At 66.3% G+C, this 21,121-nt stretch carries 19 protein-coding genes; 16 read left to right on the top strand and 3 right to left on the bottom strand.

Annotation, left to right across the window (positions count from 1 at the left end; translation table 11 throughout):
• Positions 1-10: 10 nt before the first annotated feature.
• The gene (locus tag G6N42_RS30270; RefSeq protein WP_163738807.1) at positions 11-955 is read left to right on the top strand and encodes a DUF2637 domain-containing protein; all 945 of its coding nucleotides are present in this window, start codon (positions 11-13) and stop codon (positions 953-955) included.
• Here the strand turns inward: G6N42_RS30270 and G6N42_RS30265 are convergent.
• The 3 genes from G6N42_RS30265 to G6N42_RS30255 all read right to left on the bottom strand — a co-directional run bounded on the left by G6N42_RS30265 (position 914) and on the right by G6N42_RS30255 (position 3,229).
• Entirely contained in the window at positions 914-1,234 is a 321-nt protein-coding gene (locus G6N42_RS30265; RefSeq protein ID WP_163738804.1) for a hypothetical protein, read from the bottom strand. The two genes, G6N42_RS30270 and G6N42_RS30265, sit on opposite strands and share 42 nt — an antisense overlap.
• Before the next feature lie 123 nt (positions 1,235-1,357).
• Positions 1,358-2,536: a helix-turn-helix domain-containing protein gene (locus G6N42_RS30260; RefSeq protein ID WP_232076842.1), complete on the bottom strand. Its 1,179-nt coding sequence runs from the start codon at positions 2,534-2,536 to the stop codon at positions 1,358-1,360.
• 243 nt (positions 2,537-2,779) lie between these two features.
• Positions 2,780-3,229 (bottom strand): hypothetical protein, encoded by a 450-nt coding sequence (locus G6N42_RS30255; RefSeq protein WP_232076840.1) that lies wholly within the window; start codon positions 3,227-3,229, stop codon positions 2,780-2,782.
• A 326-nt stretch (positions 3,230-3,555) separates the two neighbouring features.
• Between G6N42_RS30255 and G6N42_RS30250 the strand changes: the two genes are divergently transcribed.
• From G6N42_RS30250 to G6N42_RS30180, 15 genes are all read left to right on the top strand, one after another.
• Positions 3,556-3,699 carry a hypothetical protein gene (locus G6N42_RS30250; RefSeq protein WP_163738802.1) on the top strand — a complete coding sequence of 48 codons (144 nt, stop codon included), beginning with the start codon at positions 3,556-3,558 and terminating at the stop codon, positions 3,697-3,699.
• Positions 3,699-5,315, top strand: a complete 1,617-nt coding sequence (locus tag G6N42_RS30245; RefSeq protein ID WP_163738799.1) for a DUF4226 domain-containing protein — start codon at positions 3,699-3,701, stop codon at positions 5,313-5,315. The genes G6N42_RS30250 and G6N42_RS30245 overlap by 1 nt, the downstream gene beginning before the upstream one ends.
• Positions 5,316-5,348: 33 nt before the next feature.
• A complete protein-coding gene (locus tag G6N42_RS30240) occupies positions 5,349-5,663 on the top strand; it encodes a type VII secretion target (RefSeq protein ID WP_163738796.1) in 315 nt (104 codons plus the stop codon).
• A gap of 7 nt (positions 5,664-5,670) precedes the next feature.
• Positions 5,671-5,970, top strand: coding sequence for a DUF2694 domain-containing protein (locus tag G6N42_RS30235; RefSeq protein WP_163738792.1), 300 nt, complete (start codon positions 5,671-5,673; stop codon positions 5,968-5,970).
• Positions 5,971-5,981: 11 nt separating this feature from the next.
• Positions 5,982-7,778: a hypothetical protein gene (locus G6N42_RS30230; RefSeq protein WP_163738790.1), complete on the top strand. Its 1,797-nt coding sequence runs from the start codon at positions 5,982-5,984 to the stop codon at positions 7,776-7,778.
• The gene (locus G6N42_RS30225) at positions 7,775-8,179 is read left to right on the top strand and encodes a YbaB/EbfC family nucleoid-associated protein (protein ID WP_163738787.1); all 405 of its coding nucleotides are present in this window, start codon (positions 7,775-7,777) and stop codon (positions 8,177-8,179) included. Before G6N42_RS30230 ends, G6N42_RS30225 begins: the two co-directional genes overlap by 4 nt.
• Before the next feature lie 82 nt (positions 8,180-8,261).
• Entirely contained in the window at positions 8,262-8,936 is a 675-nt protein-coding gene (locus tag G6N42_RS31410; protein WP_232076838.1) for a hypothetical protein, read from the top strand.
• 2,391 nt (positions 8,937-11,327) lie between these two features.
• On the top strand, positions 11,328-12,326 hold the full coding sequence (locus G6N42_RS31405; RefSeq protein WP_232076836.1) for an EspK C-terminal domain-containing protein: 999 nt from the start codon (positions 11,328-11,330) through the stop codon (positions 12,324-12,326).
• 161 nt (positions 12,327-12,487) lie between these two features.
• A complete protein-coding gene (eccB, locus tag G6N42_RS30210) occupies positions 12,488-13,966 on the top strand; it encodes a type VII secretion protein EccB (protein WP_163738780.1) in 1,479 nt (492 codons plus the stop codon).
• Between the two features lie 5 nt (positions 13,967-13,971).
• Positions 13,972-18,126 (top strand): type VII secretion protein EccCa, encoded by a 4,155-nt coding sequence (eccCa, locus tag G6N42_RS30205; RefSeq protein ID WP_163738777.1) that lies wholly within the window; start codon positions 13,972-13,974, stop codon positions 18,124-18,126.
• Positions 18,119-18,529 carry a helix-turn-helix domain-containing protein gene (locus G6N42_RS30200; RefSeq protein ID WP_163738775.1) on the top strand — a complete coding sequence of 137 codons (411 nt, stop codon included), beginning with the start codon at positions 18,119-18,121 and terminating at the stop codon, positions 18,527-18,529. Before eccCa ends, G6N42_RS30200 begins: the two co-directional genes overlap by 8 nt.
• Before the next feature lie 187 nt (positions 18,530-18,716).
• Positions 18,717-19,016, top strand: a complete 300-nt coding sequence (locus tag G6N42_RS30195) for a PE domain-containing protein (protein WP_163738772.1) — start codon at positions 18,717-18,719, stop codon at positions 19,014-19,016.
• A gap of 4 nt (positions 19,017-19,020) precedes the next feature.
• On the top strand, positions 19,021-20,397 hold the full coding sequence (locus G6N42_RS30190) for a PPE family protein (protein ID WP_163738769.1): 1,377 nt from the start codon (positions 19,021-19,023) through the stop codon (positions 20,395-20,397).
• A 79-nt stretch (positions 20,398-20,476) separates the two neighbouring features.
• A complete protein-coding gene (locus G6N42_RS30185) occupies positions 20,477-20,779 on the top strand; it encodes a hypothetical protein (RefSeq protein WP_163738765.1) in 303 nt (100 codons plus the stop codon).
• 37 nt (positions 20,780-20,816) lie between these two features.
• Positions 20,817-21,110 carry a hypothetical protein gene (locus G6N42_RS30180; RefSeq protein WP_163738762.1) on the top strand — a complete coding sequence of 98 codons (294 nt, stop codon included), beginning with the start codon at positions 20,817-20,819 and terminating at the stop codon, positions 21,108-21,110.
• Positions 21,111-21,121: the final 11 nt, after the last annotated feature.

Genomic DNA, 21,121 nt, shown 5'->3' with positions numbered 1-21,121 from the left:
CGGGCAAGCGATGACAGCACTCATTACCGACGCCGCGCGCGACGCCTCTGGAAGCGCCGAACCTTTGGTCGAGGTCGCGACGAGCCGACCGTTCCCAACTCCGAGGGAAACGACGGCCGTCGACATGTCGGCAGCGCAGCCGGCCCGCGACCGCCGGGCGCAACAGGCTGCGCGGCTGTCCCTCGTCCGCATGACGCGGGCGACCGCTGTTGGCATCACGGTGCTCATCGCCGCGTTGAGCTTCGTACTGTCATTCTCGTCGTTGGCCGACTTGGCGGCTCGCACAGTGTGGCCGGGAAGGCTTGCGTGGCTGTGGCCGGTGATCGTGGACGGCACGATTGTGCTTGCCACTATGGCCCTGGTGGCGTTCTCGGCCTATCCCGAGCAGCGGGGGCCGCGACGCTACTTCTGGGCTCTCCTAGGGGCGGGCGCCGCGGTGAGTGTGGCAGGCAACGCAGTGCACGCGATGCTGCCCAACGCCAACCTGCCTGACCAACCGTTGGGTTCCTGGGGTGCCGCCGCGATTGCGTGCGTGCCGCCCATAGCGCTCGTCCTTGTCACTCACGCACTTTCGATCTTGTGGCGTTTTACGCCCTACGAGCGCCCTGATGAGAGAGCCCAGCGACAGGACGAGGCGCTCGCTCTGGCGGCCGAGCGCCTCGAGCGCTGGGATGCGGTGGCCGCGGCGATTCATGAACGCGGCCAGATGTTGTCGCATCCCACTGCCAAGATCGCCGATGCGCTGCGCATGCTTCACGACACCCAGCCGTCGCTGCCGCTTCGCCAGATCGGTCAACAGCTGGGGCTGCGCCACGACGCTGTGGCCCGGATTCGCGATGCCGCCAAGGCGGTGCTTGACGAGCGCACCGACGAGCACCAGGCCCTGGACGGCGCACGGCCGGCCGCAAAGCCGTCAGTCGCCGCCACCCAGGGGCATCAGGCGCCAAGGGGGTAGTCCGCCGCGGTGAGGGTGTCGTAGCCGGTCCAGTCGTCGTATTCGACGACGACCACACCCAAGATAGATCACTTGGAGCGCGCCGCCACAGACTTCGGGGCGGATGGCGGTTCCCGCATCAAGATAGCGACTGCCGGCGATCAGGTCGGTGACGCCGCCGCGGCGCACCACGCGCACACCGCCGGTGCCTGCCGCGAGGTGTTCGCGGAAGTAGCTTTCCGAGCACTCGGACATGGTTGTGGCCAGCGGGCCATCGGTGACAAAAAATTGTGTTCGCACTCGGAGTTCCTTCGTCGGAATTGTCGGTGGCCAGAACGATAGGAGGCGGGGATGCAGACGAGCCGGGCGATGCTGTGACCTGCGTAAAGGCCTCAGCTGCTGGCCTCGGCGGAGGACCAGGTCTCATCGATGCCCCCTGCGCTTTCTGATCGCAGCAAGCACGTCGGCGACTTCTGCGCGTCCTGGGCCGTGCAAGGCCTGGCGGCCGATCTCGCGGGCCCGGGCGTGCGCTTCGTGATCTTCTGCGCTGCGGCGACGCTGCTCAGCTCGCTCCGTAGCGGCCGCGGCTGCGGCGGCCTCGACGTACACCGTGGGGCGCACCGAGAGTTCGTTGTGGGCGGTATAGGCCGCCAAGATCGCGCCCATCAACCCGATCGGCCGTGACGGAGAGTCGGGAATGCGGTGCCCTCCGACGAGCCAGTCCGACACCGCCCCGTTGAGGTCCTCGGCAGTCCAGCCTGCACGTGCCGGCGCGGCCAGGAGCGCAGCCCAACTTGCCGTGCTGTACTGACTCGACCACGGAGGAGCCTTGGGATGTGCCCGCCATCGCCTCGCTAGCGCTTGGCCCTGGTGGTCGATGCTTCGGCGGCGCGTAGCGACGCCTTGCCGGGCGCCCCCGGCGCCCGCGTGGGTAGTAAACAGTCTCTTCCAAGGTGAGATAGCCGTCCTAAGTGGGGACCGTTCCAGATGGGGTGTCAGTTTGTGGATAACCCGGTTGACCTGCTGGTTGTCATGCAGCGCCCAGACTGAGGCCCAGCCACGGGACCGATCACCCATCCGCCAGGACGCCATCCGCTCCACATATGTGCGCTGGCGGCCGCGTACCACCTCGGTCGCAACGCCAAGAAGTCGCAGGCACTCACGGGCCCGCTGGACCGTGCGTTCCGAGAAACCGGTCCGTGTCGCCAGCGTCGCCACGCTCGGCCGGCAGTTGCGCCCGGTGCTGCGGTCAGCGAAGCGGGCCATTTCGGCGGCGATGGTCACCACGGCGCGCTTGGAGACCGGGGCCGTCATCTGTTCACGGATCTGCGGGTATTGCTGGTCGTAGGCGCACGCCACGGTGACCTGTGCCCAGCGTGTGGGGCCACCGCTCCAGCACGCGACGCCGGAATGGGCGTCGGGCTCGATTTCGAGGTTGACGAACTGGGTAGGGGAGGGCACCTCGCGGCCGGCCATGCGGCGGCCGCGGCGGATAGCCACGACGTCGGCGACCGGGGTTGTGCGGATGGTGCCGCGTCGACGCACCGTCGTGCTGCAGCCGCGATACGAGCGCGGCGAATTGTCCACAGCTGGGGTGGACATACGGAGAAACACGGTGCGCAGATCTGGACCCGTGTCAATGCATGCGCTACCGTGAGAGCTGTCCATCGAAGACAGTCCCTTCGGGGAAGTGGCGCTTTAGCCACGACCAGCCCTCCGGTTGCCGCCGGGGGGCACAGTCGTTTTTGGCGGCTGTTTAGCGCCTATGAAGATGTGGGCGTATTGCGCCGGGGCCTGTCACCCACGACAGAACTGAGCACGTTTGGCCCGGGGCGCTGAGACTGGTCACATCGCCAAGGGCAGACCCTCCTCTGTCGTCGCTGGGACAGGCATGGTCGCTGAGCCGAGCAGCTCAGCGATGGCATGCGCGTTGTAAACCGCACGAGGTAGCCCAAGCTCCTTTGCGCGTATCACCAGTTCGGCGGCGACGGCTGGATGCACGCGCACCGTGCAATGCCTGGTTCCTCCGGTGGAGAGCGCCGGGACGATGGCGTCGGGGTTGCCAGTTTGCAGTGCGAGAGCGAGTTGGCGATGGCGGATGAGGTCTGCTCGCCCAACATGCCAGGACAACAGGTCGGCCAGAAATGGCGAGCGATCCAACGTGCCCCGGGCACCATCGACCAGTCGCTCCAGTCCGGGCCCAAGCGCAGCGGTGACGACAGTGCGCGGACCGAGATGTGGTCGGCCCCGTGAACTGGCCGACTGGGCCGTTTCCGATGCGGTCAAAGTGCTCACTCCTCTCCACCATGTCGGGCCGGGCATGGTCGCCCGGCATCGCGCATAAGTCGCAAATCTGCGACTTATGCGCCTCCTGTTGCTGGTGGTACTGACCGAAGTTTCGCACGCAAGCGGCGGATTAACCGCCAGGACACGCTGGTCGTGACCCGAGTGGGTGCGACATTCCGGTGCGCAGATCTTTACGCACGCTCTTTCAGAAAAGCCACCGACACGCCGAAGATCGGAGACCAGATCGTGATCGTGAGGTCTCGGGCACCGAGATTGCCAGCGAATGTGGCTGTGGTGGTGGACCCTTGATGGCTCGCGCTCTTATCGTCCGATTCATGAACTCTTTGGTGGCGCATCTGCTGGCTGCAATGCTCGCCGACGCAGCTGATCAGCTGTCGGGCACGCCGCCCAGTCAGCAGGTCTCTGTCGCCGACAGGACTGCCTCGTGCTGCGGCGGCGCTGAAGCTGGTGGCCGCTGATGGCCACTGCGGCCGAGGTCGTCGCGGCCATCGACCACATCCTGCGCTTCAAGCCCGACTGGCGCGGAACACTGAACGACGCGGACTTCGCCGCGCTCAACGACATGTACCAGCGTGCGAAGTTCCATCCCGAGGAATGGCTGATCAACAGGGATCTGCCGACAAACCTCGATGACAAGTACCTGGGGGCGCTGCGGCTCGACAATCCCACGCTGTTCGACGGGGGAAAGCTCGTTCACCCGCCTGGCGCACCGCCGGCGACCGTGCCTGCCAGTGTGGATGCCCCACCAGCCGCGCCCGGCCAGACCCCGGCTCCGGCTGATGACGGATTTTCGGGTCGCGCTGCGGAGGCCTCTCAGCGTGTTGATGACGCGTTGGCGAAGAACACGACCGCGCTGGCCGAGGCCGACGAGGAACTCGTGGATGCGGTGTTGGGCGCTAAGACAGGATCTGAGGAGGGCAAGGCGCAGCTGCGGGCGCTGCAGTCGGCACTGGTGGACCAAATTCACAAGTTGGGGCCAACTTTGGATACCCCTGCCGGGCAGCAGCAGCTGAATGACTTCTTGCAGAGCAAGACTCAGGAGATCCTGGGCATCGTCTCATCTCAAAGTATGGACGCCGAATCCAAGGCCGAAGTGCTCGAGGCGCTCAACCAGCGCTATGACGCGGTGAAGGATTCGGCCGGCACGGGTACCGGCTCCTCCACGGACCAGGCCCCGGCGGGCGGCAGCGGCCAAACCGGTAGCGGCACAGGCGGTTCGGCGGGCGGATCGGCACCGGCGGACGCTGGTACAGGGGCCGGTGACCCGCTGGCCAGTGATCCACTGTTGAGCGGGCTGGCCTCCGATCCGCTGATGGCGGGCCTTGGTGGGCTGGCCGGCCCGGCGATGGGTGCACTGTCTGGGCTCCCGGGCGCGATGGGATCGATGATGCCCGGCATGGGCGGCGGCTTCGGCGGGGGAGGGGGGCTTGGCGACCTGGGCGGTGCGATCGGCGGCGCGATCAAGGAAGCCGCCGCGCGCACTCCTGAAGATCCCGCCGAGGCGCTCAAGGATGATCCGCTGGCGGCCACATCCGAGAGTCCCGGGCCGGGCGGCGCTGAGGAGACGGCCGACGACGCGGCCTCCACCGACGAGGACGAGAGTGCGTCGGCGACCGAGCCTGCTGCGGCCAAGCCCGCCGATGGCGCGCAGCCTCAACCGGTAGCCGCCGAGACTGGGCAGGTTCCTCCTGCGCAGCCCGGGCCCGACGTGTCGGTGAAGCTGCCCGATGGGTCGACCGTCACCGCCGACAGCCCGCAGCTGGCCGATGCAGGCCGCCTTGTTCTCGAAGGCGCCAGTCTCGACGACGCGGCGGGGCAGGCCCAGATCACGGTGCTTCCTCCGGGCGCCCCGGTCAACGAGCCGGTCTCGCCCAGTCAGCTCAAGCTGATGGACTATGCCCAGTTCACCGATCACCGGGTGATGGCGCTGGGCGACGGCAAGGTCTGGTTGAACGGACAAGTCACCCCTGTTGAGGAGATGCCGACCGGGCCGAATTTCCTGGGCTGGGCACGTCCGCAGGTCCAGACAGCTCCCGCAGGTCCGGCAGCAACCGTGCTGGCGGGGGCTCAATAGGTGTCCGCATCCACAGACGAACGGGGTTAAATTATGAGTGTGGTTGTACAGGTCGATCCCTCTGAGCTGCGCCGTCGCGCTGAGGTGCACGCGCAGGCCATCGACCAGATCGTGGCTGCCCGCGCCGACAATGAGCGCATGACGACCGAGGCGCAAACCTTGGGTCCGCTGTATCACCAGGTCAAGGCGTCGGTCAACGATGTTGCGGCTAGACGCGACGCTGCGTTGGCCAGCGAGCAGCATCGTCATGAGCAGATGCGGGATGCCCTGCTGGCCTCGGCCGCCGAGTACGAGCGGGTCGAGGCCGAGAACCGGGCGCGCGTGACGATCAGTCCGTCCGATACTTAGGGGGCTGGTGTTGGAGTCCGCGCAGCAGACAACAGTGGAGGTCTTCGAGGCGACCAGCCACGATGAATCCATCATCGTCTCTGTCGACCGTCAGGGCGCCTCAGTCGGGGTGCAGCTGGAGCCGGAGGCGATGGATCTCGCCGACGAGGAGTTGGCGGCAAGGATCATCCGACTGAATACCCTGGCTTACCTGCGATCGCAGTTGGCGCTGCGGTTGGAGATGGAAGGCAACCATGTGGAGAACGTGGGCTCATTTCTGCCCACCGAGGACCAGGTGGCCGCGTTCGCGATGACGATCGACTTTTAAGGGGGCGAGACATGCCAAGCAGTGGGGGGCCACGCCTTGATGTGTCCTACGGCGGGATGGCCACTGTCGCGGCGACGATGACCTCGGCCGCCGGCAGTCTGGCGGCGTTGGCTGCCGCACCCCCCGTTCACGCCCCGTTGGCGGCAGACGAGGTGTCGACCACCGCGGCGGCCCGCCTCTCCGAGCATGGGGGAGTGCTGTCCAGTCGGGCATTGGACGGCGCGGCAGTCCTGACTGCTGCCGCGCAGGCCGTGGCGGCGGTGAGCACGAACATGGCTGAAATCGACGCCGCCAACGCAGCATCGCTGGTTGTGGGCGGTGGGCCTGCGGGACCGGTGGGTGGAGCGGCGACCCCGGCGGCCGTCAAGGCCGACGCGGTGGCACCTGAGACGCCGATCGCGCCGATGGCTCCGCGCCCCGGCGAGGCGACCGCTGGGCTGATCGAGGCGGGCAGCAGCAGTACCGGCGCGACGTTTCATAGCGCGTGCTGTGCCTACCAGAGCGCCTTTGAAGCCTGTGCTGTCGCCGCCCGCAATGCCGAGAGCGCCGTCGCGGCAGGCATCACTGGGCGGACCGGACCGCAATTAATGGCCTCGCTGAATAGATTCGCGTCGTGGGCCGATCAGATGGCTTCCCATTCCGCCACGGTCGCACAAGCGGCGCAGGATCACGGTGGCCGCTTCGATCGCGTCCAGCAGGAAACTCCGCGAACCCAGCAGTTCACCGAGACCCGGCAGTCGCTCACTCGGGCGCAGATGCTGATGATGCAGACCGGCGGCCTCATGGGTTCAGACCAGTTCGTACGGTATGGCAATCACCTGCAACAGCTCGATACCCAGGCCACGACGACCGGGGTGTCTTATCACCTATCTGAGCTGCCCCAGGCTCCGCCGCCGCCGCCGGTGGTCACCGACATCGTGAACGACGGGGCCAGCGCGCCCAGCGAAGGGGCCGGACAACCAGGGGAGCGCAAGCCCGGCGAGACCGAAGATCAGCCCGGCACAGGCACATCGTCGGATACCGGCGCCGCGACTGGCGACGCCACCGCGGGCAGAGATCCCCTGGCCGACCCGCTGGCCGATCCCGCAGCGGATCCCCTGCTGGCCGGCGCAGAGGGCGCCTCACCAATGGGTGGTGACCCGATGCAGCAGATGCTGCCGATGGCGGCGATGGTCCCCTCAATGCTGGCCGGTGCTCTCGGCGGTGCCATGGGCGCAGTGACCAGTGTTCCGCAGCAGCTCATGGGCGCCGCTCAGCAGGTCATGCAAGGAGCGGCGTCGAGCCTGCAGGAGAAACCTGACCTCGGGCTCGATAGCGCTCTCGACGACGCGGGACTTTCTGACTTCGGCGGCGGTCTAGGCAGCGGCGGAGGCGGTGGCGGTGGCGGTGGCGGCATGGAGCCGGCCGGGCTCGACACCTCCCTGCCTCCAGGCGGTGGCGCGCTGGCCGCTGCATCGGCGCCCACCGGCGCGCCGGTCCTGCCCGCGACCAGCGGAGCGGTGAGCCCGCCCAGCTCACCCGTACCGGCCGGCGCCGGCATGGGTGGCATGGGAATGATTCCGCCCATGATGGGCGGCATGGGCGCTGGCGGCGGCGCAGGCGGCGACCGGGAGAAGCCACCACCGGACAAGACGGTGGTGATCCCCTCCATTCCGAACGGAGAACCGGTCAAAGGTGAGGTCGAGCGCCGCCAAACCGCCACCGTCGACAACGCCGCAACCCAAGCGGGGCCCAGTGACCAAGCTGCGCCCGGTCGTCCGCGTCGCCGCGTCACGATGCCACCCGACGCCGAAGGGGATGCGAAATGACCGCAGCTTACGGATCCGCCGCGAAGCCGGCGGCCGCACCTAACGGTGCCCGCCCGGCCGCCTACGAATCGGACGCCGAGCTGGTCGCCCGCAACGTCGCGACGATCGAGCGCGTTCAGCAGACCCTGCGGAATCTTCGAAAGAAGTGGGCCAGCATCGACGTGCATATGGAAAGCGCCGACGGTGACGTCCAGCTGTCGGTCAATCACCACGGGCGGCTCATGTCGTTGTCGCTGGCCCCAGGATGCACGACCCGCTACACAAATGAGGGACTCGAGCGGGTGATCAGCACGACGCTGCAGGCCGCGGTTGCCGACGCCTACGCCGAGCGTGAAGTCATCGAGCAGAACGCAGAAGAGGCAGCCAGAGAGGCTGCCAAGCTGCTCGACAACCTCCAGTAATGCAGGGCCCGCTCCTAGACGGTTATGGCGAATCAGGCCGTGCCGGTAGCCACATGTCGGCTATCGGCGCTACGGTTGATGCATGAATGAGGGCACGTCACCGCAGGTCGGACCCGCTGCAGCGGGTCCCGGCTCGCCGTGGGCCCCTCCTCGCGGACCTGAGCACCAGCCCATGGGCGGCCCCCCGGGCACCCCCACCGGTGTGATGCCTCCTCAGCCACCCCATCCAGCCCCTTTCATGCCGCCGCCGGCCGCCGCGCCGCGTGAACGCACGCCGAAGTCGGTGTGGGTGCTCTCGGGTGGCGCAGTCGTGCTTGCGCTGGCGGCGGTGGTGATGGGTGCTCTCGCGTGGACGCGACCCGATCCAGCGCCGGTCACCACGTCAGTGACGCCCTCTGCACCCAGCTACAGCTCCGAGGAAGTCAGCGCCGCCCGCGACGAGGCGTGCGCCGCGGCTAAGTCGGTGGTCGCCGCGGTCTACGAAGCCTCGGTTCCGCTCGTAGCGGCGCTACCCAACCGCGACAGCCCGGAATACCGAGCCGCACTCGCCAACGAGCAAGCTGTGGTCCTGGTCGAAATGGAGTACCTGCGCCTGCACACCCCGCCGGCCACACCACGCGAGATCGCCGACCCGATGGGCGACTACATCGATGCCACGCTCGCCGTCCTGGCCGCCGACACCAGCGGCCAGGACCGCAACCTACCCGCACAGCAAAGCCAGACCGCTATGGGCCGAATTACCGCCGCCTGCAGATGAGGGGAACACGCACATGCCTTCGGTGAATAAGCCGCTAGATCTTGAAACCGTTGCCGCACAGAGCCTTAATAGCTCAGGTTCTGCTGTCGCGGCATCAGCAGCGGCGGACATAGGAAGTTCAGGCACCTCGGCCGGTGCAGTATGCGCCCCCGCTGGGGCAATGTGGGCAGGCCTATCGGCAGCAGTCGCAGAGAACCAGGCAACCAGCGAAGCGCTTGCAGCGCACGCGACCCGGCGGATCGAAGCCCTGTATCGGCTCAGAAGTGAAGCCGTCCAGCACCTTGACGGAATCGATGAAGAGAACAGGCAGGCATTAACGCTTCTGCCCCCTGGGCTTCGCACATGACTACTTACGCGACGTCAACCGCTGAGCAGACCCCTCATACCGATGGGCCGACCACACCTCCCTCCCGAAACGCGGGTGGGCCACCCGCTCAGCGTGCGGCGCGTCGGCGGCGACGCGCCGGGGTGCTGGTCTCTGCAGGCGCTTTAGCCTTGGCGGCCGCCGCAGCGACGGTCACCGCGATGGCCTTGATCACACCCCCACATCCCGCACAGCGCACCGTGAACGTTGAGCCATCACCCCCAACGGCGTACAGCTCCAGTGAAATACAGGCCGCCAAAGACACCGCTTGCTCCGCGTGGGATAGAGCGGCACGCATTACGGCGCAAGCAAGCAAAGCTAGCGCTTCTGCACTCGGTATGAATCGGGACTACCAAGCTCCTACCAGCGCTGGTGCGCTTCTTGACGAAAAGCGAACGCGGGTCGCGGCCTTGAGCTACCTCCGCACTCAGCTATCGCCCGCCACACCGAACGAAGTTGTCGAACCAATTCAGCAATGGATTACCGCTAGTCTCGATGAGTTGCATGCTTTGGTTCAAAGGTCGTGGGATGCAGCGGAAGTAGCGGTGCAGCGCGGGAACAGCTTGGTAGATCCGGTTACAAGTGCGTGCGGGCTCCGGTAAATGCCAGCTACGGGAGGGTTGCACGGGCGCCTGGTCGTGACACCTGAGATGGTGCCGCCGGACGCTACGGTCTGGGATGGTGTTCAACAGATGCACCAGGCGGAAGCCACTAAGTGGGAGGGCGTCCACCAGGAAATTACGCGCAACAACAACCTATTTCGAGGCGTCGCCGATTCCAAAGGATTTGACGAGGCGCACAGTGCAGGGTCGCGGATTGCCGAAGAAGTGAGAACGGTCAATGAATGGCATGTGAAGGCGGCCAGCGCCGCTGGCGAGATCGCTGCCGCCATTCGACAGACCACAGCGGCTCAAAGTCAGCGTGTAAGCGAGGCAGAGGAGGAGATCTCAACCTCAAGACTGCCCGGCCAGGCCGAAGTCATAGTTGCGAAGTACCATGGGATGGCTCTCTATCAGACCGAAGCGGGCGTTACTGCTGCGCTCGCGGAGCACACCTCGCTGCAAGCGAGCCCGGAGCACACCCGCGCTGTGAGCATGCTAGGCAACATGGGTGACGTCGCCACCGCCCCACCCCCAAATCCGGCCGACACCAACACTTCTCCGGGTATTGCTCAAGAGGACGACCCCTACCGAATTACCTCAAAGCCTGATCTCGATGAAGCCAAGGCGCCAGAATCTGTCGCCCTAGACGATGGCAGCGGCACGCCAGTAGCCCAGGCGGGTACTGGTTCTGCGGCAGGCGACTCAAGCACCGGAGCAATCAACGCTGCTGGGGTGCCCGTTACTCAGGCGACCCCTGGTGGGACGTCGCCCCGCCCAGCGGCCTCACCGCTAGGTGGTGGCGGTATGCCGTCGATGGGCGGCATGGGTAGCGGGGGCGGGCTTGGTTCGGGCGGTGGTATGCCGAAGATGCCGGGCGGCCTTGGGGGCGGCGGAGTGCCGGGAATGGGATCGAATCCGCTGAGTAGCGGCATGGGTCAAATGCCTGGCGCCGGAAGCGGATTGCCCAGTGCTGGAGGGGTTCCGGGCTCGGGCACAGGCGCTGGATCACCTGCGGCCGCGTTTTCCCAAGGGTTGTCGACAGGGGCTGGCATCGGTGGCGGGATGCCCTCCGCGCCCCCGGCGGCTCCACCGAGTCCGTCATCGGCCTTGACGGCAGGAGGGCACGGGGCGTCGGCCACACCTGTGTCGGCCGCTGCAGGCGGTGGAATGTCGCCGGCCGCAGCTCAGCCGGGCATGGTTGCCCCGGCTGGTCCAGCCGCTGCTGCTCCTACCGCGACTGGCATGGGCGCCGGCGGCGCAGCCCCGATGATGCTTCCGCCCGGCTCGATGGGTCCACCGGCCGGCGCTGTGCCGCCTCCCGCAGCGACGGTCCCGGCCGCAACGCTCGCCGCTGGTAGCAATGCACCATCGGCGTCACCGCCGCCATCGAGCGCCGGGGCGGGGGCGACGTTGATTCCGGCGAGTGTGGTTGCAGCGGGCCAAACGGCTGCGGCGCGCGAACGGCGGGAATCGGCTGATGCGGCGGCCGCGAAGGAGCTGGCGTGGAAGCTGCAACATTCCGCTCAGGCGGTCGGCTACCCGATCGAGTGGGCGGTGGGGGTCTTCCGGTCACCAAGCGGCACTGAAACCGTTATCACATCCAATGATGGGGCTAGCTACATTCCCGCGGGTGTCTTCGTCCCGCGCTCGGCTCGTGTACTGGCGACAGATCCGTTGGTGGACGACCATTTTCGGCAACTGTGGTTCGGCTGGGCTGATCCGGCGCGAGTTCTCATCGAGTATGCGCAGCTGCGCGCCGAGATGGGCTGGCGTCTGGTCGCGGCTGCGACCACGGGGCCGTTAACGTCGCTGCGTGATGCAGGAGTGGAGCATCCGCCGTCTTGCACGCGACAGACGAATCCGCTGCTTCAACCCGGCCAGCAGACCGCTGCGCCCGGCATGGATGCAATGCACGAGCACCGGCTGGCGGCGTTATGGCCTGACGTGTATCCGCGGCTACTGCGTGTAATGGATGCCGACCCCATGCTGCAAGACAGAATCGTGGCGGCCGCCAGTGCCCTGCTGATGAACACGGCGACCACCCAGGCCGTGGCTGTGGACGGCGGGATCCCCAATCCCGTTCGCCAGATCTGGCTCACGCGCGGCGGAGACCGGGATCCAAGCCCGCAGCAGTGGGCTGAGTACGACGCGGCGGCTAAGGACTTCAACACCGTCACCTCAATCTTCCGGCCAGGCTTTGTCGGTCAGGCTGACCCGAGCGACACCATTGAAGAACTCGCGCGCTATCGCGCGCACTGGATGGTGGCGCGCACCGCCGAGCTAATCGGCGGTTGGGCTACACGTCCGCTGCCGTTGCCCGACATGTGCTACGCCGCGGCGGCCGCCGGCAACGTCCACATCCGCGATCTGATCGTTGAGTCGCTTGCCAGTGTCGAAGAGGACCTTGTGCACGCCGCTGGGTAAACTATGTCGGACCGTATCCGGGTCTGCTACGCCGCGGGGACGCGCCCCGCTAGGCGTGCCAGAACCGCCGACTCAGCAACGTCGATGAAAGTCCTTCTCAGTCAATTTGGCTGCGGTGGTGGCTGACTCGTTGTTTTGCACGGTACGGTTCTGGAGTGCCGATGAATCTGGCTTCCAAGACACAGGTGCGGGGTCATTACTTCTTGCGCCGGCGGCTGGGATTTGCGTTTCAGCGCCGGTCGGTGCGCATGCAGACCGACCGGATCCGCACGCAGCGATTGATGCTGATGATCTCGGCGCTGCTCGCCGTCCTGGTGATGGTTGGGGCGCTCGTGGTGGGTTGGCTGCGGCCCGCGGGCTTGGTCAATGATTCCAAGATTGTGGCCGACCGCAAACTCGGCACGGTCTTCGTGTCAGTGGACGGCCGGCTGCACCCGGCTCTCAACTTGGTCTCGGCATGGCTCATCGCTGGGGACCGGGCCGAGCCGACGTTTGTCAGTCCCGACGACCTCGCCAAGTGGCCGCGGGGACCGTTGGTCGGCATCGAAGGCGCCCCCACCGAGCCGCCTCCGGTACTGACGCCGGAGGTGTCGCGCTGGGCGGTGTGCGACACGGCGTCAGAGTCGATGAGCGGGCGCCCGGTGGTCACCGGGATCAATGGCGAGCTGACGTTGGGCGATCGGGCCCGCGAGGTTGGTGCCGATACCGCCGTTCTTGGCGCCTTCAATGAGCAGGCGTATGTCATCACCAATGGTGTGCGGATGCCGGTTGACCTTTCCGATAGGGCGGTTGTGGAGCCGCTGGGCCTGGAGGAGGCCGGCGCGCCGGTCGATCTCTCCCAGGCCATGGTCGACGCCCTGCCGGCTGGTCGTCCTCTGGTCGTTCCGGCGGTGGCGGGGGCAGGCCAACCCAGCACGGTCAACCTGGGCACGCCCACCCCTTTGATGAATGGCTCGGTGGTGGTGTCTCAGGACGTGGCCTCGGGCAAGGATCAGTTCTACGTCGTACTCGCCAATGGTGTGCAGCCGGTGTCCTCGGTCGTGGCGGCCATGCTGCGCCAACGTGAATCATTCGGGGTGTCGCAACCACCTCGCATCTCGCCGGACGTGTTGGGCGATGTCCCGGTGCGCGAGGTGCTCGACGTGACCGGGTATCCCGCGGAGCCGCTCAAAGTCGTGGATTGGCGTGCCGACCCCGTGCTGTGTGTGGCCTGGGACCGGGGTGCAACGGATCGACAGGCCCGCCAGCGGCTCCTCGTCGGCCGAGCCTTACCGGTGACGGCCGAGCAGGAGGCTCATCTCGTTCCGCTCGTCGTCGGCAGGGAGGACCAGGGCAAGCTCGCCGATCAGGTTCTATTGGCTGACAATCCGGCAACGTGGGTGTCGACCACCGGCGCAAGTGCTGACTCTGTTCGTCGCGAAACCCTGTGGCTAGTCAGCGAATCCGGGGCGCGCTACGGCGTCCCCTTCGACGATGAAGCACTGCAGGCGCTGGGGCTCAAGAATGTCGCTCCGCGCCTGGCGCCGTGGCCACTGCTGCGGGTGTGGCCTCCCGGCCCGGAGTTGTCGAAGCAGGCGGCGATGACGATGCATGACACGCTGGCCGGTTCCGCGGCCCCGATCACCGAACAAGGACGGTAGACCGCATGGCAACAGTGAAGCCCCGCCAAGGCTCGGTGAAGGTGCCCCCGACGATGGGTGGGCGCGAAACGGTTCCCGAACCGCTGGAGGCACCGCGCCCGGTGCCCCGCAGCAAGGCCGCGATCATCCTGCCGGTGGTCATGGGTGTCGCGTTCCTCGGGATCATGGCGCTGATGCTGTCTCAGCCCGGGTTGCGCAGCGGAACGATGGGCATGATGACCTTGCTTTTCCCCATCATGATGATCGTTTCGATGGGGTCCTATATGTTCTCCAATCGCGGTGGCGGCGGCGATAAGCAGCTCTCGGGTCCGCAGATGGAGCAGGCGCTGCGCGACTACGCGATGACCCTCGATGAGACGCGGGACAAGGTACAAGACGCCGCCCGGGCCCAACACGCGCAGTTCGAGTATCTGCATCCCGAGCCGGCGCTGCTGTCCGGGTTGGTCGGGTCGGCGCGGATGTGGTGCCGCACGCCAAATGATCCCGTCCTGAAAGTCTTTTACAGCCAGGTACGCGTTGGGCTGGGCACGTCGAAGGTCGTCAAGGAACTGGAGACCAACGAGCTGGGCCGCCGCGAGGACTACGAGCCGGTCACCTACGACGCTTCTTCGGCGTTTCTCCAGACGCAAAGCAAGCTGCAGAACGCGCCGAAGCCGTTGCTGCTGCGCAACATTGCCGGTATGGCGCTGATCGGCCGTGACGGCATGGAACCGGTGTACGGGCTGGCGCGCGCGCTGATTTGCCAAGCCGCTGTGGCGCATTCACCCCGGGACTTCAAGATCATGATCGTCACCGACGACACCGCGCGCTGGGAATGGTGCAAGTGGCTGCCGCACTGTGCGCACCCGACGCTGCGGGACCGTGGCGGTCCTACCCGGATGGTGTGGACCACCGGGGAACAGATGGACGCTGCGGTCGGCACGGAGCTGCATGGCCGCGACGCCTTTCGCACGAATTCCACCACGACGCCGCATTGGTTGGTGATCGACGATCGCCGCCGTCGCGGTGACGACCGCCATTGGGAAACGCTGACCCGTGCCGGCGGTGTGGCGGGAGTGACCTTCTTGGCTCTCTCTGATGAGCCGGGGCGCGGGCTGGGATTCGAAGACGCCAACACGTTTTGCGTTTCGGAGGCTGAGGTCACCCATCGCGGCCAATGGTTCTGCCGCCCCGACTCGATGGACCTGGCCAGCGCGCGGGTGCTGGCCCGCAAGATGGCCCGCTATCGCGTGGAGGGCGAGCGCTCTCGCAGCCTCATCGACGACGCCTCCGTTGACGCCGACCTCTACAAGATCATCGGCATCGACGACCCGGGCAATCTGGACGTGGAAAAGCTGTGGGCGTCTACGCTTGCCGGCCCTCCGTTCGAGGACAATTCGTGGGGTGCGAAGTGGCTGCAGTTCCCGGTCGGTGTCGATCCGACCGGGGCTCCGGTCTACATCGACTTCAAAGAGACCCATGAGGGTGGTATGGGGCACCACATGGTGATCGCCGGCACTACGGGCTCGGGTAAGTCGTCATTTCTCACGACGTTGATCCTGTCGGCGGCCCTGACCCACTCGCCGGAGACGTTGGTGTTCGCATTCTTCGACTTCAAGGGCAAGACGACGGCGAACATGGTGGCCGGACTTCCCAATGTTGTTGCCGCCATGGGTAACTTGAAAGACGACTCACTGTGGATTGAACGCATGGGCGACGTCATCAATGGCGAACTTGAGCGCCGCAAGTCGCTGCTTGACCGGGCGGCAATCAGCGAGGTCGCCGAGTACGAGTACCGCCGGATCCACTTGGGGCACCGTCTGGAGCCGCTTCCCGCGCTCATCATCGTCATCGACGAGTTCACGCAGATGTTCATCGAAGCACCCGAGTCGAAGAAGATCATCGACGAGATCGGCCGCCAGGGTCGCGCTCTGAACGTGAAGATGATCTTGGGCTCCCAGCGTCTCGGGCATGAGATGCAGTCAGGCATTATGGCCAACATCCCGATCCGCGTGGGGCTGCGCACCCTCGACGCCGGGGAGTCGATGGCGATTATCGGCACCGACGAAGCCAAGCATCTGCCCGAAAAGCCTGCCGGTGCAGGCTTGTTGCGTGTGCAGGGCCGGGATCGGTTGGTGCGCTTCCAATCTGCGTTCGCGCGCAAGGTTTACCATCCGCCTCGGCGGGTGGTCGCCGAGGCAGTGCGCACCCAAGCCGGATATATGGCCCCCGAGGTGTTCACCGTCGCACCCATGGCCGCGATCACGTCCGCGCCCAAGCTGTCAGCGGCCCCGGTGGAATCCACCGACACCGTGCTTGGTGCGGACGGGCAACCGATCCGGGAGCTTGAAGCCTCCATCAGGTCTCTGCGCGAGCAGACCAGAGTTCCGGTCCACCAGATGTGGCTGCCGCCGCTTGAGCCCGTGCCCGTCGAGGATTTGGTGCGCCGCCTGCGGCGCAAGCCGTGGCACCAGGACTACGGACACACCGCCGGACTGCAATTCCCGGTGGGGATCGAAGACCGTCCTTTCCAGCACGCGCAGCGCGTGTACGCCCTGGACTTCTCCTCGGGCAACTGCGCGGTCATCGGCCAGCAGAGTTCCGGCAAGACCACCGCGCTGACAACGATCATCACCGGCGCGGCCATGATGTATCACCCGAAGCGGGTGCAGTTCGTCGTGGTCGCGATGGGCGGTCCGGGTCTCAACGAGGTTGAAGGGCTTCCCCATGTGAGCTCGTTCGCCCGGGCGGGGGACCGCGAGCGAGTGCAGCGCACGATCGCGGAGATGAAGCTGCTGGTCGAGGAGCGTGAGGAGGCATTCAGCCGGCTCGGCCTGAGCATGGAAAGCTTCCGGGCCCGCAAGTTCGGCGGTGAGGCCGGCCCGGTACCCGATGACGCCTTCGGCGAGGTGTTTCTGGTCATCGACGGATGGCAGCAGTTCCGCACGACCTTCGGCGAGGATCTGCTATCCGACCTCGGCGTGATCATGGAGCGCGGCAACAGCCTGGGTGTTCGCGCAATCGTGGCCGCCGCCGGCTGGATTGCTGGCGGGTTCCCATCCTGGATGTCGAATACTTTCACCCTCAATGTCGAACTGGCCCTTGGCAGCCAAGACGATCCGTCGAAGAACAACCGCGATGTCGCCAAGAAGGTTCCGTTCGGTAAGCGAGAACTGCTCGGTGATCCCGATGACGAGAACGCGGAAACGCGGACCGAGACCATCAGCGGTAGGGGCACGTCGATGGCGGGATATCATTTCCAGACCGCACTGCCCATCCTGACCGCACCAGACGGCAGGACTGTCGGCCCGCGTGAGGCCGCCGAGGTGATCATCAAGCTGACCGGTGTCGATCAGGTCGCACAGGTCCGAATGCTTCCGGGCACGGTCAGTGTCGACGAGGTCTTCGCCGCCCAACGTGAGGCGCGCCCTGGTGTGGTGCCTTTCGGCATCTCCGAGGTGGGTCTGGTCGCCGCCGAAGCCGACTTCACCCGCAACCCTCACCTGCTGTTCATAGGCAATCCCGAGTGCGGCCTGTCGAATTCCCTGGCAGCCGTCGCCCGATCGATCATGCGGTGCTACCGACCCGACGAAGCCCAGATCTATGTCATCGACCCGGGCAATGCCCTGGTCCGCGTGGTGCAAGGCCCACACCTGGGCCGCTACATCGGCGAAGACGGCGTGGAGTCCGAGGGCTACACCTACTACGAGGACGACGTGCGGGCAATGACCCGACACATCGACGCGCTGCTGGCTCCGCGCATGCCCCGCGGCCGCGCCGGACAGGAGGAACTCGCCCAGGCCACGCGCTCATGGTCGGGACCGGAGATCTTCGTCCTCATCGACGACGAGCAGATCGTCGCGGGATGGAGTCAGGCCAATATGTTCAGCGCCCAAGGGACCGCAGTAGACGGACTGACCAAATACATCAACCGCGCGCGCGAAGTCGGACTGCACCTGATCGTCGGACGCCGTTTCCCGTGGGGACCGGCGATGTCGTCCCCACTGGCCGGCAAGCTCATCGCCCAAACCGCCCCAACCGTGGTCATGGACGGCGCCCGCTTGGAAGGCGAGCTGATCAGAGGCGTTCGCGCAGCCAGGCAGCCGGTGGGTCGAGGGATCTACGTGACCGACCGCCTGTCGGCCCCCGCGCAAATCGCAAAGGTGCTGCCCCTTGAGTGATCCAGGACATCGGCTCGGCGCAGCCGTTGATGCAGCAAGGCTGGACTTGGGCTTGTCGAAGATGGATCTGGCCAAGATCGCCAGGGTGGGCCGTTCCACGATCACCGACTTGATCAACCGTGGGAAAATCCCGGGCCGGGAAGTCACCCGAGGGCGGATAGAAGCCGCACTCGGCTGGACCCCGGGCAGCTTCGGCACTGTTCTGGACGGCGCAGAACCCACTTTGCGCTCCGATACCGAATATCCGCAGAGCGGAACCACGAAAGTGCTGGTTGAGCAGCTCACGCAGATCGCGCAGGAAGCCCGGGCCGGATCCGCGGCCGCCGACACTCTCAGTAAGCGACTGCAGGTCATCGGGGACATGGCGGAATCCGCAGCTCAGCTGGCCGCACGTACCCGCTGAAACAAGTGTCCGGACCATGCGTCGGTAGCTGGAATAATGACGAGTGACGAAATGTCCGAGGTGCGGGCGGACGAACGGCGAATACCAAAAGAGTTGACAAAAAAGGTGGCTGCGCTGGTGGCAGCCACAGCCGAACCGCTCTAGTCTCGGCGTATCAGGTACCTAGCGTCTTAGGGAGAGGCTCATCGTGACCTTTTTTGTCGACCCTGTCGGGGTTGCTGCTCAATCCGTAGCTGAAGCGACCGGAACCGCGACCACCGCGGGTGTGCTCGCCGGTTCCACGCCGGCCATGACCGCCGTCGTCCCGATGGGAAGTGAGGAGGTCTCCGCGCTTCTGGCTTCCACCATCCAGGCGCACAACGCACAGTTCCTCGCCCAGACCGGAGTCAACGTCACGGATCGGGGAATGTTCGCTGGCGACGTCGCGATCTCCGGGGTGACGTCTGTCGCGACCGAGGCCGTCAACCAGGCCTCGCTGCTGCTCTGAACACATGCCCGTCCAATATTGGGGCCTGACGCCCGAGACGAACGCCATCCGGCTGACCACGGGGCCCGGCGCCGCGGCCATGGCGTCGGTCGTGGCGGGCTACCAGGCTGCTGGAGTCACGCACATCCAGCAGGGCGCGCAGATGATGGCCACGGCCGCCACGACCGCTGCCGGCAGCTGGTGGGGCCAGGGTGGCACCTCCATGATGGCGGCAGCCGTCCCCAAATCGGAGTGGCAGATCGAGGCGGGTGCGCATGCGGAGAAGGCCAGCTGCCTGATCAGCGAGGCCGCGGCCGCGCACTCCACGGCGGTGGCCGCGACCATTCCCTATCCGGTGGTCGTCGCAAACCGCGTCCGTGAAGCAGTGCTGGTAGCCACCAACATCATCGGGCAGAACACTCCGGCCATCTGGGAGGCCGACGCTGAGTATGGCGAATTCTGGGCGCAGAACGCGACAGCGATGACCGGGTACTCCACCGCCGCGGCCGGCATCGCCTCGGGTCTCAGCGTCCCGCTGCGGCCACCGCTGGTGACCGGCGCGAATCCTGCTGGGCTGGCCGCAGGCATGGCCAGTATGGGGGCGCAAGGGGTACAGACCGGCGTCCAAGCGTCAGTGCAGGGCCTCAGCGCCCCGCTGCAGGCTGCGGGCCAGGCGGTCTCCTCGGCGGCACCCGCCGCGCTGTCAGCAGCTACGAGCGCGGGCACCGGCCAGTCGGGCGCCGATGGCGACGTGGGCACGACGGGGACCCCGCAGCTGGCCCAGCCGGGTGGAAGCGAACTCCTCGGCTCCGGCCAGTCGATGATGGGCATGGCCAGCTCGCTGCCGCAGATGGCCCAGGGGATGACCCAGCCACTGGGCCAGCTCGCGCAGGCACCCATGCAAATGGGTGGACAGCTCAGCGGCCTCATGGGGTCGATGGGCGGCATGGGCGGTGGACCTTTCGGCGGACTGTCGGCCAGCTCGCCTGGCGCCAATCTCGCGTCGTCGATGAGCGGCGTCAGCGGCGGCTTCGGCTCTGGCGGCGGCCCGGTGTCGGCCGCTCTGACCAAACCTGCCGGTGCCGGCATGGGTGGAGGCCCGATTGGGATGCCCTCGGCCTGGTGGGGACCGGCCGCTGCGGCGGACGGGTCCGGGGCAGCTGGGCAGAACAAGCCCACAGCGGCCGCTCGCGCAGGCATGCCGGCCATGGGGTCGGGTGCGCCGATCGGCTCCGGTATGCCCGGGATGATGCCGATGGGCGCCGCCCAGGCCGGGCAGCGCCGCGATCAGGGCGCCAGCCGCGGCGAGGACGACACGTCGCTATCGGTGGTCCTCGACGACGCTGACGCGATCCCCATCCTGACCGCCAATGGCGTGGTCTACACAGACGGGGGAGGGTGATCTGCTCGGCGGCAACCGGCACAACACATGACGACAAACAGGCACAGACATCCCTTGCGGGAAACGAAAGGAAGTGGACATGTTCCAGACTGACTCAACCAAGCTGCGCAATGCGGCCAGTGGTCTCGACGAGATCAAGAACCAGACGCTCAACGCGCTGGGTCGCTACGTCACGATGAACCAGGACCTCGGCGGTGCTGCGTTCATGGGCGTCGCCTCCGTCGCGTCGATGAAGACCACCGAGGAAGTCGCAACGACCGGGCGCAACGTCTCGTCGCGCTTCGATCAGGTGATCCAGGCCATGCAGATCGGCGCCAACGAGTACGACCGCGTTGAGGCCGAGAACCAGGCCAAGCTGTCCAGCGTCGCCACCCAAGCGTAACCCCCTTACCGACAACAACTTTCAGAGGAGAACCCACATGGACATGATGCGGTACGACCAGGCGAAGATGACTGACCACGTGGCCGCGCAGGCCGGCCTGGTCGCACATCTCAATGGTCTCAAGGATCAGGCACTCAACGTGCTCGCCCAGACTCAGGAGTTCTGGACCGACAAGGGTGCCAATGCCTACGCCGAGGCTCAGCGGTCGATTGTGATGGCCTACGAGCAGGTCTTCGAGACCATCGGGCGCCACGGCGGTGCGCAGAGCGGTGCCGTCAACAACACCGATGTCGGCGACGCGAATAACGCCGCCCGGTTCGTCGGAATCTGAGCAAGGACTGA

The sequence above is a fragment of the Mycobacterium gallinarum genome, from assembly GCF_010726765.1.
Classification (GTDB): domain Bacteria; phylum Actinomycetota; class Actinomycetes; order Mycobacteriales; family Mycobacteriaceae; genus Mycobacterium; species Mycobacterium gallinarum.
Note: the sequence above shows the minus strand (reverse complement) of the source record. Positions and strands in the feature narration are given on the sequence as shown.

Excerpts from the sequence above, each read along its gene's own strand:
- G6N42_RS30230 (WP_163738790.1), top strand. The coding sequence starts at position 5,982 with ATGCCAAGCAGTGGGGGGCCACGCCTTGATGTGTCCTACGGCGGGATG.
- G6N42_RS30260 (WP_232076842.1), bottom strand. The coding sequence starts at position 2,536 with ATGTCCACCCCAGCTGTGGACAATTCGCCGCGCTCGTATCGCGGCTGC.
- G6N42_RS30245 (WP_163738799.1), top strand. The coding sequence starts at position 3,699 with ATGGCCACTGCGGCCGAGGTCGTCGCGGCCATCGACCACATCCTGCGC.
- eccCa (WP_163738777.1), top strand. The coding sequence starts at position 13,972 with ATGGCAACAGTGAAGCCCCGCCAAGGCTCGGTGAAGGTGCCCCCGACG.
- G6N42_RS30225 (WP_163738787.1), top strand. The coding sequence starts at position 7,775 with ATGACCGCAGCTTACGGATCCGCCGCGAAGCCGGCGGCCGCACCTAAC.
- G6N42_RS30190 (WP_163738769.1), top strand. The coding sequence starts at position 19,021 with ATGCCCGTCCAATATTGGGGCCTGACGCCCGAGACGAACGCCATCCGG.
- G6N42_RS30270 (WP_163738807.1), top strand. The coding sequence starts at position 11 with ATGACAGCACTCATTACCGACGCCGCGCGCGACGCCTCTGGAAGCGCC.
- eccB (WP_163738780.1), top strand. The coding sequence starts at position 12,488 with ATGAATCTGGCTTCCAAGACACAGGTGCGGGGTCATTACTTCTTGCGC.
- G6N42_RS30250 (WP_163738802.1), top strand. The coding sequence starts at position 3,556 with ATGAACTCTTTGGTGGCGCATCTGCTGGCTGCAATGCTCGCCGACGCA.
- G6N42_RS30180 (WP_163738762.1), top strand. The coding sequence starts at position 20,817 with ATGGACATGATGCGGTACGACCAGGCGAAGATGACTGACCACGTGGCC.
- G6N42_RS30185 (WP_163738765.1), top strand. The coding sequence starts at position 20,477 with ATGTTCCAGACTGACTCAACCAAGCTGCGCAATGCGGCCAGTGGTCTC.
- G6N42_RS31410 (WP_232076838.1), top strand. The coding sequence starts at position 8,262 with ATGAATGAGGGCACGTCACCGCAGGTCGGACCCGCTGCAGCGGGTCCC.
- G6N42_RS30240 (WP_163738796.1), top strand. The coding sequence starts at position 5,349 with ATGAGTGTGGTTGTACAGGTCGATCCCTCTGAGCTGCGCCGTCGCGCT.